At 64.2% G+C, this 13,047-nt stretch carries 9 protein-coding genes and 1 tRNA gene; 4 read left to right on the top strand and 6 right to left on the bottom strand.

Annotation, left to right across the window (positions count from 1 at the left end):
* Positions 1-9: 9 nt before the first annotated feature.
* Positions 10-1,794 (top strand): DEAD/DEAH box helicase, encoded by a 1,785-nt coding sequence (locus tag ACZ5IQ_RS09535; protein ID WP_064859978.1) that lies wholly within the window; start codon positions 10-12, stop codon positions 1,792-1,794.
* 1,250 nt (positions 1,795-3,044) lie between these two features.
* On the opposite strand, the gene ACZ5IQ_RS09530 is transcribed toward ACZ5IQ_RS09535, so the two are convergent.
* The 6 genes from ACZ5IQ_RS09530 to ACZ5IQ_RS09505 form a co-directional block, all read right to left on the bottom strand.
* A complete protein-coding gene (locus tag ACZ5IQ_RS09530; protein WP_036429724.1) occupies positions 3,045-4,136 on the bottom strand; it encodes an IS630 family transposase in 1,092 nt (363 codons plus the stop codon).
* 23 nt (positions 4,137-4,159) lie between these two features.
* Positions 4,160-5,659 carry an AAA family ATPase gene (locus ACZ5IQ_RS09525; protein WP_464481158.1) on the bottom strand — a complete coding sequence of 500 codons (1,500 nt, stop codon included), beginning with the start codon at positions 5,657-5,659 and terminating at the stop codon, positions 4,160-4,162.
* Between the two features lie 125 nt (positions 5,660-5,784).
* Positions 5,785-5,859: transfer RNA gene (locus ACZ5IQ_RS09520), tRNA-Val, on the bottom strand.
* Between the two features lie 41 nt (positions 5,860-5,900).
* Complete coding sequence (locus ACZ5IQ_RS09515) at positions 5,901-6,356, bottom strand: peroxiredoxin (protein ID WP_064861040.1); 456 nt, start codon at positions 6,354-6,356, stop codon at positions 5,901-5,903.
* 166 nt (positions 6,357-6,522) lie between these two features.
* Positions 6,523-6,945, bottom strand: a complete 423-nt coding sequence (locus ACZ5IQ_RS09510) for a DUF3052 domain-containing protein (protein ID WP_020104234.1) — start codon at positions 6,943-6,945, stop codon at positions 6,523-6,525.
* Positions 6,946-7,063: 118 nt separating this feature from the next.
* Positions 7,064-7,606, bottom strand: coding sequence for a hypothetical protein (locus tag ACZ5IQ_RS09505; RefSeq protein WP_464481157.1), 543 nt, complete (start codon positions 7,604-7,606; stop codon positions 7,064-7,066).
* 149 nt (positions 7,607-7,755) lie between these two features.
* Between ACZ5IQ_RS09505 and aceE the strand changes: the two genes are divergently transcribed.
* From aceE to ACZ5IQ_RS09490, 3 genes are all read left to right on the top strand, one after another.
* The gene (gene aceE / locus ACZ5IQ_RS09500; RefSeq protein WP_212812162.1) at positions 7,756-10,551 is read left to right on the top strand and encodes a pyruvate dehydrogenase (acetyl-transferring), homodimeric type; all 2,796 of its coding nucleotides are present in this window, start codon (positions 7,756-7,758) and stop codon (positions 10,549-10,551) included.
* Positions 10,552-10,647: 96 nt separating this feature from the next.
* Positions 10,648-11,892: a PucR family transcriptional regulator gene (locus ACZ5IQ_RS09495; protein WP_212812163.1), complete on the top strand. Its 1,245-nt coding sequence runs from the start codon at positions 10,648-10,650 to the stop codon at positions 11,890-11,892.
* A gap of 198 nt (positions 11,893-12,090) precedes the next feature.
* Positions 12,091-13,023 (top strand): ACP S-malonyltransferase, encoded by a 933-nt coding sequence (locus ACZ5IQ_RS09490; protein ID WP_212814883.1) that lies wholly within the window; start codon positions 12,091-12,093, stop codon positions 13,021-13,023.
* Positions 13,024-13,047: the final 24 nt, after the last annotated feature.

Raw genomic sequence — 13,047 nt, 5'->3', positions numbered from 1 at the left:
GAGACCACAGTGAAGCCTGACCAGTACATCAGCCTGCGGCCTTGCATCGACGGCAACGCGAACCTGCGGGAGCCGCAGATCGACGCGTTCGACGCGCTGGCCCAGCACGACTTCGGCCAGCCTGACCAGCGCGAGGTGGCCATGGTGCTGCCAGTTGGTTGCGGAAAGTCGGGCCTTCTGGCGTTGGCGCCCTTCGCAACACAGTCGAGGCGGGCTCTGCTGGTAGCGCCCAATGTCAAGATTGCCGAGCAACTGCTCAGGGACCTCACCCCGAGCGACCCGAAGTACTTTTACGCCAAGCGCGGGGTCCTATGCGGGCCGCCGTTCCCCGAGCCAGCCGAGATCCGGGGCCCGAAAACGAACGTGGGCGATCTGGAGGAAGCCGACATCGTGGTGACCAACATCCAGCAGTTGCAGCGCGATGACAACACCTGGCTGGCCGCCCTGCCAGGCGATTTCTTCGACCTGATCATGTTCGACGAGGGTCACCACAACGTCGCCGAGAGCTGGGACACGCTGCGCCAGCACTTCGCGACCGCGCGAATCCTTAATGTCAGTGCGACCCCCACCCGCGCTGACGGGCTGGTGATGGCGGGTGAGATCATCTACAGCTACCCGATCTCCCGCGCAGTCGACAAGGGCTACGTCAAGCGCATCAACGGCTACCGGCTCAACCCCACAACATTGCACTACGTGCGCCGGGACGGCGCGGCCGAAGTCGAGGTCCCGCTCGAAGAGGTCCGCCGCCTGGGGGAGACCGATTCCGGCTTCCGGCGCAGCATCGTCAGTTCCGAAGCCAGCTTGACGACCATCGCCGAGGCCTCCCGCCAGAAGCTGTTCGAACTGAGGGAGAAGACCGGCGAGAACCGATTGAAGATCATCGCCTCGGCGCTGAACATGGAGCACTGCAAGCAGGTCGTCGCAAAGTACCGCGAACTGGGCCTGCGAGCCGACTACGTCCATAGCAAAGAGGACGGCAAGGCCAACGATCGAGTACACGACAAGCTCGACAACCATCAACTCGATGTCATCGTCCAGGTCCGCAAGCTCGGCGAGGGGTTCGATCATCCCTATCTCAGTGTGGCGGCGGTGTTTAGCATCTTCGGCAACTTGGGGCCGTTCATGCAGTTCGTTGGCCGTATCATGCGGGTCATCCCCAACGTCGACGCGTTCGATCCGGTCAACGAGGGGGTCGTCGTATTCCACGTGGGCGGCAATGTCACCGGAGTCTGGAACGACTTCCAGGAATTCGCCGAGGCCGATCAGAGTTTCTTCGCTCAGCTGATCGACGAGACCGTCGTGGAGCCGACCCCCACCCGCGAACCCACCGGCCCGCGCGAAACGGACAACCCGCAGCCGGTGATCACCGCCCAGGACGATGTTCAGCTGGAGTCCCTTTCTTTGATCAGCATCAGTGCCGATCCCGAGGTAGTGAAGGCGCTAGAAGTGTTGCGGGGCAAGGGCATCACGGGCGGCACCCAGTTTGATCAGCTGCAACGAATCCAGCCCACGAAACAGAAGTCGCGCCAGGCCAAACGCGCCCTGCTCGACGAGCTGGTCAAGACTGCGGCTGGAAAGTTCTTGGCCGAGAACAGCCTTAAGCACGCCGGCCGTGACCTCGACAAGACCCAGGAGAACTTCAAAGCTGTCAAGGCCGCGATCGACAGGCGGATCAAAGAACTGGTGCCCAGTGGGGCGACAGCCCGCAAAGATTACACCTCCGAAGACTGTGACTACCTCATCGACCAGCTGCCCCAGATCGTAGAGACTGTCGAGAAAAGGTTGAACAAATGAGTGGTCAACGGTCACTACTACGGTCCGTGTCAGCGGGCACGGCCGGTAAGCGACACACTTGTAGAACCAACGCGAATCACGTTCTGCTCAAAGGTGATCCGATCCTGATCGTCAAGGTCGATCGTGACAAGCCCCACTACTGCACGGACTGTGCCCGCAAGTTCATCGCGACCGCACGGCAACGACTCGATGCACTTGAGACCGAGCTCTTCGCGGACAACTAGTACGCAGCAAACTTGATTCAGTACAGAATCCTCACCGCGGTCTGTCACAAGGACTTGTGTCACCTCGTCCGAGTTCGAATCTGTAATCTGCACTACGATATTAGCTTTCGTCAATGTCCTGCGCTCAACGTTCGTCCGCGCTGCGGCCCTGTTCTTGCGTCAGGCCTTCCACGCTTGATAGCTGTCGCGCCGGTAATCGGTGGCTGCGCGCGCATGTTGATGAGGTCATCGACAGGGGGTAGTGCCTCGCCCGAGCCCCGCGCCGCATAATCGTGGGCCGAGGTGGCCCGTTCGTCGTTGGCCAATATGCCGTGAACGACGATGGCGGCTTCCCGAGTGTCACGCCGTCGGGCGACTTGAATTGCGGTGGCGTCGCGGTGGCTGAATTCGTCTGCTTGAGAGCCGCGTCCGTAGATATAGACGATGTTGGCGTGGCGTCCGCAGGCATAGCGACGTAGAGCTGGCTACGGTTGGCGTCCTCGCGCAGGACGGCAAGGCTGGTGTCGGCGGTGATTCCTAGGGCGGAGTGCACGGTGGCGTAGCCGAGGCTGATGTGCTCGCGGAAGTAGTCCAGGCCAAGGAGAACACGCGTGCCGTCGTCAAGCCGTTCGGCACCAAGGAGATTGCTCTCGGTATCGATACCCGAGACGCGCCGTGGTAGTCATTTTCTTGTGGCACGTTCAGGCCCGCGACGCTAAGCGAGGAGAGTGTCGATTCTCTCCGTAAACTGTTGCAGTGCAGTAAGTTTCGGCCGCTTACCCGCTACCGCCTCAAGCAGCGTGGAACCTTTGGTCCAGTTGGTACACGTCCGAGTGAATTCGCCCAGGATATATTTCCCACGCACTAGCCTCCAGGGAGTCGCGGCATTTGCATCCCATAAGGCAGTCGCCCTCGTTATTGCCTCTTCCACGTTGGCCACAGGCGGAGTTGAGGCTAGATTGGACGTTGCGCGTAGTAACGCAAGCGCGTCATCGCCTCGAGAACTCGGCCACCGCACACCGAAGGCATTGCGGAGTTCTTGCTGAGCTAGTGTCCTGCGCCGGGAATTCGTTGAAGATATGAACCGAGTCGTTCGAAGATCTCGTCGGCGGTCTTCGTCCAGTTGAACGGGCGGGGGTTGTCGTTCCAGTCTGCGATCCACTCGCGAATGTCCTTCTCGAGGGCCTGAATTGAGCGGTGAACGCCGCGGCGCAGTTTCTGGTCGGTGAGTAACCCGAACCACCGCTCGACCTGGTTGAGCCACGACGAGTAGGTCGGGGTGAAGTGCATGTGGAATCGGGGATGGGCGGCAAGCCATTTGGTTACTGTCGGCGATTTGTGCGTCGAGTAGTTGTCGCAGATCAGATGGACGTCCAGGTCAGCGGGCACGGTGTTGTCCAACTTGGTCAAGAACTTCTTGAACTCGATCGCGCGGTGCCGGCGGTGAATCGAGCCGTAGACCTCGCCGGTGGCCACATCCAGGGCGGCGAACAAGGTGGTGATTCCGTGCCGCACGTAGTCATGGGTGCGGCGCTCGGGCATGCCGGGCATCATCGGCAGCACCGGCGCGCTGCGATCCAAGGCCTGGATCTGCGATTTTTCATCGACGCAGAGCACCAGTGCCTTCTCCGGCGGGTCCAGATACAACCCCACGACGTCACGGACCTTGTCGACGAACTGCGGGTCGTTGCTGATCTTGAAGGTGTCCACCTGATGCGGCTTGAGGCCGAACGACTTCCAGATCCGTCCGACCGTTGACTTCGACAACCCGGTCTCAGCCGCCATCGAAGACCGCGACCAGTGCGTGGCGCCTTTGGGTTGACGCTCCAACGTGGCCACGATCAGCTGCTCGACCGCCTCGTCGGTGATCTTGCGCGGCGCACCAGGACGCGGCTCATCGGCCAGACCCTCCAGTCGCGCCTCCAGGAACCGTCCACGCCATTTGCCGACCGTTTGCGGCCACACACCTTCATCAGCGGCGACTTCCTTGTTGGATTTCCCTGCCGCGCAACCCAACACGATCCGACAACGTTGGGCCAACGCCTGCGAGGACTTCGATCGACGGGCCCACCGCTGCAACGTCTCACGTTCGTCGTCGGTCAACACCAACTCGACTACCGGCCTACCCCTGGTTCCCACCCGCCAATTCTACAATTAATCAACTAATTTACGGCGCAGGACACTAGTTCGGCGATTGTGTTGTCACGTTTGCTCACGTACAAGCGGTCGCGAACGGCGCGGATGCTTGCGATGTCGCGATATTCCGGCTTCACATAACGCTCATCAAGCATGACTTGAAGCGCGGCATCGTCAGAGAGGAATGCGCCTTCGAGATCCGCAGTGGGCAGTACGCAAACGTGAGACTCGATCGCTGGGTCGAGGGCTGGCGGCGCGACGTCGCGATCGATCAATCCGATCACGGGAATGTTGTAGATGAGTAGGTGCTGGACTCGCTGAATCACTCCGCGCCGACCCTGGCCCTGTTGGACTGACGCACGAGCAAGGCACGGAAACATCGCTTTAAGCACGACATCGTCTGAATCGCCTTCAGTTACTACCAGCAGTTCTGACTGCGTCAACGCGCTGGCTTTGAAGCCGGTCGTCCTATATAGCTCAATCAATCCGGTTTCGTTGCCGACTCGTGTAGCAGCCGTGTCGTAGTTAAGCCTCACGATCGAGTCGGTCGGGATGCGATCGAGGATCGCCGGGCTGTGGGTGGCAACAATCAGCTGCCCTGCGTTACCCGTTCCGCGTTGGAGAGCCTGGATAAGGCGCTGACTGAGGTTGGGATGCAAGTACGCATCCGGTTCATCGATGATTACGACGCTGTGACCCGCACCCGCCCGGAGCACGCGGCTGATGATGATTAGCGCCTGACGTTCGCCGCTGGACAGGTCCGGCACGGCATGGACGTCACCGTTCGGGAGCTGTATGCGCAATTGATCGGCGTGCTGCCTGCTGAGGGGCAGCAGCTTTTTTGGGTGCAGGAGAGCGTTGACCGTATCGAGAAATTCAGGCCATTGGATTCGCGACAGGGGTGCAGCTGGTTCTTCGTTGGGATCATCCTCAAGACTGTGTGCAACGCATAAGGCCTTGGCGAATTGCTCAAACTCCTGGTCGTCGAGGCGGCCATAGTTCTTGATTGCGGCACGCGATTGTTCACTCTGTTGGAAGGCAAAGGCCTCAGCGAGCTGGGCAAGATCGATGCCACCCGTTCTGGCAGCAAGTAGCCGTCGCTCAGCTGGCAAGTACATCGGGTTCAAGTTCGGCGAGCTTCGCAGGAACGGTTGGTTGGTCGGGAAGTGTGCGACGACAGTCATCGCCGGCTCGGCGCTGCGTGCCATGCCAGCCATCTCGCTCTGCGAGGTCTTGAGAGTGACGGTTTCTGGCACCGCTACTTCGCCCCAACCCATTTCACGGCTGAGTGCGTCGAGGGCTACGCGATCGGTTTGATCGAGCGTCGCCTCCAGAGTCACCAGAGCCTTTGTCTTGGAGCGTGGTGTTGGAAGGTCTCCCGCCCAGAAGCCGAGCAATGCCGCAAGTAATTTGGTTTTACCGGTTCCGTTTGGGCCTGCGAATGCCACGACCGGCGATTCTGGTAGTTCGAGACGCTGATCTACAAGACCACCGATGTTGGCAACAGTTAGTGCTTTGAACCGCATGACGGCACACTACTTGTCAGGTACGACACCGAACCCGCACTCGAAACTGTTGGCACACGCATGGCACAACGGGGGCCGGGGCTGCACAAGAGAAATCGGCTCGAGCCGCTGAAATGGGATTTTGATGGTGGGCGCGGACGGTATCGAACCGCCGACCGCTGGTGTGTAAAACCAGAGCTCTACCACTGAGCTACGCGCCCCGCCCCGGGCACGCTACACGCCGATGGCGGCCAAGTGAAAATCACTCCAGCGCGTTGAGCGCCGAAACCCAGACCGACTGGTCCCGGGCCTCGCCAGGCGATGTGCACTCCGCGAACCGCACGGTGCCCTCCCGATCCACCAGGAATGTCCCACGGTCCGGGTAGCCGGCATCGGAGTTGAAAACCCCGTAGAGCTGGGCCACCTCGCCATGCGGCCAGAAGTCGCACAGGATCGGGAACTCGAAGCCCGATTCCCGCGCCCACACCTTGTGGGTGGCCGGCGGTCCGACCGAGATGGTCAGCGTTTCCACCGACTCATTGCGGTACCGGGCCAGGTTTTCCTGAATCTCGCCGAGCTCCCCCGCGCACACCGGGGTGAACGCCAGTGGGAAGAACACCAACAGCACATTCCGACCGCGCAACGCCGACAGTGTCACGGCGCGACCGTGCTGGTCTTTGAGAGTGAAGTCCGGCGCGACGGACCCGACCGGGATCACGACTCAACCCGCGAACGCAACCTGGTGGCGGAGATCAGGCTGTTTTTCCGCCGTGGGGTTGCACTCGAGGCGACAGCGGCCCGCAAACTGACAGCGGCCCACAAACCTCGCACGGAGCCGGGCACGTCGGACCTACGAGACCGCGGCGCCAGGGCACCGACCACCACTAGTGCCGGCCCGCGGCCTTCGACTTGGGCTGCACCAGGCGGCTGGCGATCCAGTCCCCGAGGTTGGCCGACGAGGTGACGACCAGCCCGGCGGTGGGCGCGGACTCGGCGATCTCGGCGGGCTGGACGTGGCCACCCTTGCCGGTTTTCGGAGTGACCACCCAGATGACGCCGTCATCGGCCAGCGGGGTGATCGCGTCCATCAAACGGTCGACCAGGTCGCCGTCGTCATCGCGCCACCACAGCAGCACGACGTCCACGACTTCGTCGGAATCCTCGTCGAGAAGCTCTCCGCCGCACGCATCTTCGATGTCAGCGCGGATGTCGTCGTCGGTGTCCTCGTCCCAACCCAGCTCCTGGACGATCTGATCTTTGTGAATGCCCAGTCTCTGGGCGTAGTTCGGCGCGTCCGCCGCGGCCACCGGTGTCCTCCTCTAACCTGCTTGTTTGCAGCCCGTGTGTGTGGAACCCAATAGTCGCACGCGACGACGATTCATTCGACGCAAGACACATCTTTGATCGACAAGATCAGCGCACGTGTTACCCGCACGCGGTCTCGGTGGCCGACTTGGCGTTGTTGAACGAGTCGACCGCCGCATTGAAATCAGAGGTCGACGCGTTGGTGCTGATCGCCGTCGCCAGCGCCTGGGCCGCCGCCGACCAGCCGGCGAGCGCCGCCTTGAGGGTGTCGGACTGCACCGTCGTGGCGCTCTTGGTCACCGCGTCCGCGGCATGGTGCAGTGCGTCGACCGCGGCCTGCAGCTTGGCGGCGTCGGTGCCACCGGCGTTCTCGGCGTCGACGTAGGCGTTGACCGCCTGCATCGCCGGTTTGCCGGTGTCGACGAACGTCTGGCACGCAGCCTCTGTCGCCGCCGCGGAGGCGCTCGACGAACTGGAACTGGCCGACGCTGCCGCGGACAGCGACACCGAGGTGCGGTACGCCGCCGCGCCGGGCTGGTCGACCGTGGAGCTGCCTTCGACGGACTTACTGCAGCCGACGATCATCATCCCGACCATCGCCAGGGCCCCGGATACCAAAGCGGCTGCGCGAAGCCGCGACACACTAGCCGCGCTGGTCATCATCAGCTGACCGTACAGGGTCGATGCGGCAATCACAGGCATCCGAACGCGTACTCGCCGGTAGCCCACCCCAACGCCTAATCTGCGGAACGATGGGGGGACCATGGGCAGTGCCAAAAGCATCCCCAAAATCGCATACCAAGGAGTGGCAGTTGACCACTGAGTTCGTGCGCCAAGACCTGGCTCAAAACTCCAGTACCTCAGCCGAACCGGACCGGGTTCGGGTGATCCGTGATGGCGTCGCGTCGTATCTTCCCGACATCGACCCGGACGAGACCGCCGAATGGCTGGAATCGTTCGACGACCTGTTGGCTCGGTCCGGGCCCGCACGTGCGCGGTATCTGATGCTTCGGCTGTTGGAGCGCTCGCGGGAGATGCGCGTGTCCATCCCCGCGCTGACGTCCACCGACTACGTCAACACCATCCCCACCGATCTGGAGCCGTGGTTCCCCGGTGACGAAGAGGTCGAGCGCCGCTTCCGCCGCTGGATCCGCTGGAACGCCGCCATCATGGTGCACCGCGCACAGCGGCCGGGAGTCGGTGTGGGCGGCCACATTTCGACGTATGCGTCGTCGGCTTCGCTGTACGAGGTCGGCTTCAACCACTTCTTCCGCGGCAAGAACCACCCGGGCGGCGGCGACCAGATCTTCATCCAGGGCCACGCCTCCCCCGGCATCTACGCCCGCGCCTTCCTCGAGGGCCGCATCGACGAACACCGGCTGGACGGCTTCCGCCAGGAGCACTCGCATGCCGGCCTCGGCGGCGGCCTGCCGTCGTACCCGCACCCCCGCCTGATGCCCGATTTCTGGGAATTCCCCACGGTGTCAATGGGTTTGGGCCCGATGAACGCCATCTACCAGGCCCGCTTCAACCACTACCTGCACGACCGCGGGCTCAAGGACACCAGCGATCAGCACGTGTGGGCGTTCCTCGGCGACGGCGAGATGGACGAGCCCGAGAGCCGCGGCCTGATCCAGGTTGCCGCCAACGAGGCGCTCGACAACCTGACGTTCGTCGTCAACTGCAACCTGCAGCGCCTCGACGGCCCGGTCCGCGGCAACGGCAAGATCATCCAGGAGCTGGAGTCGTTCTTCCGCGGCGCCGGCTGGAACGTCATCAAGGTGGTGTGGGGCCGCGAGTGGGACGCCCTGCTGCACGCCGACAAGGACGGCGCACTGGTGAACCTGATGAACGTCACGCCCGACGGTGACTACCAGACCTACAAGGCCAATGACGGCGCGTATGTCCGCGACCACTTCTTCGGCCGCGACCCCCGCACCAAGGCGCTGGTCGACCCGATGACCGACCAGGAGATCTGGAACCTCAAGCGCGGTGGCCACGACTACCGCAAGCTGTACGCCGCCTACCGCGCGGCCATGGAGCACAAGGGCCAGCCGACCGTCATCCTCGCCAAGACCATCAAGGGCTACACCCTGGGCAGCCACTTCGAGGGCCGCAACGCGACGCACCAGATGAAGAAGCTGGCGCTCGACGACCTCAAGAAGTTCCGCGACGCGACGCGGGTGCCGATCACCGACGCCCAGCTCGAGGAGAACCCGTACCTGCCGCCCTACTACCACCCGGGCTCGGAGTCGCCGGAAATCCGGTACATGCTCGACCGGCGCCGGGCGCTCGGCGGCTTCCTGCCGGAGCGGCGCACCAAGTCCAAGCCGCTGCAGCTGCCGGGCCGCGACGTCTACAAGTCGCTCAAGAAGGGCTCGGGCAACCAGGCCGTCGCCACCACGATGGCGACGGTGCGAACCTTCAAAGAACTGTTGCGGGACAAGAACATCGGACCGCGCATCGTCCCGATCATTCCCGACGAGGCCCGCACCTTCGGCATGGACTCGTGGTTCCCGAGCCTCAAGATCTACAACCGCAACGGCCAGCTCTACACCGCCGTGGATGCGGATCTGATGTTGGCGTACAAGGAATCCGAAGTCGGCCAGATTCTGCACGAGGGCATCAACGAGGCCGGGTCGACGGCGTCGTTCACCGCGGTGTCGACGTCGTACGCCACGCACGACCTGCCGATGATCCCGATCTACATCTTCTATTCGATGTTCGGGTTCCAGCGCACCGGCGACGGCTTCTGGGCGGCCGCCGACCAGATGGGCCGCGGCTTCGTGCTGGGCGCGACAGCCGGGCGCACCACGCTCACCGGTGAGGGCCTGCAGCACGCGGACGGTCACTCGCTGCTGCTGGCCTCGACCAACCCCGCGGTGGTGGCCTACGACCCGGCGTTCGCCTACGAGATCGCGTACATCATCGAGAGCGGCCTCGAGCGCATGTACGGCGACAACCCCGAGAACGTCTACTTCTACATCACCATCTACAACGAGCCGTACGTCCAGCCGGCCGAGCCCGAGAACTTCGACCCCGAGGGCGTACTGCGCGGCATGTACCGGTTCCGCGCCGCGACGGAGAAGCGCTCCAGCACGGCGCAGATCCTGGCGTCGGGCGTCTCGATGCCCGACGCGCTGCGGGCGGCCGACATCCTGGCCGCCGACTGGGATGTGGCGGCCGACGTGTGGTCGGTGACGAGCTGGGGTGAGCTGAACCGCGACGGCGTGGCCATCGACCGGCAGGCGCTGCGCCACCCCGACCAGCAGGCCGGCGTCCCGTACGTGACCGCCCAGCTCGCGAAGACCGCGGGCCCCGTGGTCGCGGTGTCCGACTGGATGCGCGCGGTGCCCGAGCAGATCCGGCCGTGGGTGCCGAACACCTACGTCACGCTCGGCACCGACGGGTTCGGCTTCTCCGACACCCGCCCGGCGGCCCGGCGTTACTTCAACACCGACGCCGAGTCGGTGGTGGTGGCGGTGCTGGAGGCCCTGGCCCGCGACGGCGAGATCGACCCGTCGGTGGCCGTCGCGGCGGCCAAGCAGTACCGGATCGACGACGTCTCGGCCGCCGAGGTGTCGTACGCCGACACCGGCAGCGCGTAGTCCGCAGACGCTGAGATGACGGTTTCCGACAGGAACCGTCATCTCGGCGCGACCGGATTGGCAGAAGTCTCCAGAAATCAGGCGTAGCTTTTAGTCATGCCTGACAACACGAACGGCGGTAAGCGGTTCGTTCCGCCCAAGTCGACGCTCGAAGTCCTCGAGAACGTCCCGGACACGGTGCTGCGTCGCCTCAAGCAGTACTCCGGCACCTTGGCGACGCAGGCCGTGCACGCCCTCGAGGAGCGCCTGCCGTTCTTCGCCGAGTTGGAGGCCTCGCAGCGCGCCAGCGTTCACCTGGTGGTGCAGACCGCCGTCGTCAACTTCGTCGAGTGGATGCGCGACCCGAACAGCGACGTCAGCTACACCGCGGAGGCCTTCGAGGTCGTGCCCCAGGATCTGCGGCGCCGCATCGCGCTGCGGCAGTCGGTGGAGATGGTGCGGACCACCATGGAGTTCTTCGAGGAAGTGGTGCCGCTACTGGCCCGCACCGAGGAACAGCTGACGGCGCTGACCGCGGGCATCCTGCGGTACAGCCGCGACCTGGCGTTCGCTGCCGCCAGCGCGTACGCCGATCAGGCCGAGGCCCGCGGCGCCTGGGACACCCGGATGGAGGCCAACGTCGTCGACGCCGTGGTGCGTGGCGACGTCGGCACCAGCCTGCAGTCGCAGGCGGCGGCACTGAACTGGGACGCCACCGCGCCCGCCACCGTCGTGGTGGGCTACCCGCAACCCGACCGCGCCGATCTGGCCAGCGAGGACGTCCACGACGTCGCCAGCCGCAACGGTCGCGTCGCCCTGTCCGACGTCCACGGCACCTGGCTGGTGGCCATCATCTCCGGACAGATCTCGCCCACCGATCGGTTCCTGGGCGAACTGATGGGCGTGTTCGCCGACGCCCCGGTGGTCATCGGCCCGACCGCCGCCACGCTGGCAGCCGCCCATTACAGCGCCACCGAAGCCATCTCCGGAATGAATGCGGTGAGCGGCTGGACGGGTGCACCGCGCCCCGTCGCCGCGCGCGAACTGCTGCCCGAACGCGCCCTGCTCGGGGACCGCACGGCCATCGCGGCCCTGGAACTCGAGGTCGTCCGGCCGCTGGCAGACGCGGGTCCGGCGCTGACAGAGACGCTCGACGCCTACCTCGACGCCGGCGGCGCCATAGAAGCGTGCGCCCGTAAATTGTTCGTTCATCCAAACACCGTCCGGTACCGGCTGCGCCGGATCGCGGACTTCACCGGCCGCGATCCGATGGTGCCCAGGGACGCCTATGTGCTCCGAGTGGCCTCGACAGTGGGTCGATTGAGCCGTACCCCCGCTCAAGCCAACCAGCAAACGGCCTGATCAGCACAGTTACAGCAAACCTACCCGCCGGTAGCTATCGACCCCCGACTGTGATCCACATCGCAGCCAGGTCTCGCCAACGTTGCATAACGTGCGTTTTTGTAGACATTCCACAAAACTTTAAGACCAGGTTCATAATCTCTTACACGGCATAAATCCCGCTTCACAGTGTTTTCTTAATCCGTGCCTCAAACACCTGTGCTTGCGCTGCTTGCCCCCGGGCAGGGATCTCAGACGCCCGGCATGCTCACCCCATGGTTGGAGCTGGCCGGTGCGGCTGACCGTCTGGCCACCTGGTCGGAGATCAGCGGTCTCGATCTCGCCCAGCTGGGCACCACGGCGACCGCCGAGGAGATCACCGACACCGCGGTGACCCAGCCGCTGGTCGTCGCGGCCACGCTGCTCGCACACGAAGAGCTGACCAAGCGCGGCCTCCTGGCCGGTGCCACCACGATCGTGGCCGGCCACTCGGTCGGCGAGATCGCCGCCTACGCCATCGCGGGCGTCATCTCCGCCGACGAGGCCATCAAGCTCGCCGCCACCCGCGGCGCCGAGATGGCCAAGGCCTGCGCCCTGGAGCCCACCGGCATGGCCGCGGTGCTCGGTGGCGACGAGGCCGAGGTGCTCGCACGTCTGGAAGCCCTGGAACTGGTCCCGGCCAACCGCAACGCGGCGGGTCAGATCGTCGCGGCCGGTGCCGTCTCGGCGCTGGAGAAGCTGGCCGAGGATCCGCCGGCCAAGGCCCGCGTCCGTGTCCTGGCCACCGCCGGCGCCTTCCACACGCACTTCATGGGCTCGGCGCAGGAGCCGTACGCGGCTGCCGCGGCGACCGTCACCCCCAGCGAGCCGACCACCACGCTGCTGTCCAACGCCGACGGCCAGCCGGTCGCCGACGCCGCGGACGCCATGGCCAAGCTGGTCGCCCAGATGACCCGCCCGGTCCGCTGGGACCTGTGCTCGGAAACGATGCGGAAGCGCTTCAGTGCCGCACAGGAAGGCCAGGAAGTGACCGGCATCATCGAGTTCCCCCCGGCGGGCACCCTCACCGGTATCGCCAAGCGCGAAGTCAAGGGCGTGCCCACCTTCGCCATCAAGACCCCCGCAGATTTGGACGGACTCACCGAGTTCTGACAGGGCTGTAGGCCTGAAAAGCAA

This window comes from Mycobacterium toneyamaense, assembly GCF_055384815.1.
This window is presented reverse-complemented; position numbering and strand designations above follow the sequence as displayed.

What these genes read in the sequence shown, in the direction of transcription:
- ACZ5IQ_RS09505 (WP_464481157.1), bottom strand. Translation starts at nt 7,606, where the DNA reads ATGATGACCAGCGCGGCTAGTGTGTCGCGGCTTCGCGCAGCCGCTTTG.
- ACZ5IQ_RS09525 (WP_464481158.1), bottom strand. Translation starts at nt 5,659, where the DNA reads ATGCGGTTCAAAGCACTAACTGTTGCCAACATCGGTGGTCTTGTAGAT.
- ACZ5IQ_RS09495 (WP_212812163.1), top strand. Translation starts at nt 10,648, where the DNA reads ATGCCTGACAACACGAACGGCGGTAAGCGGTTCGTTCCGCCCAAGTCG.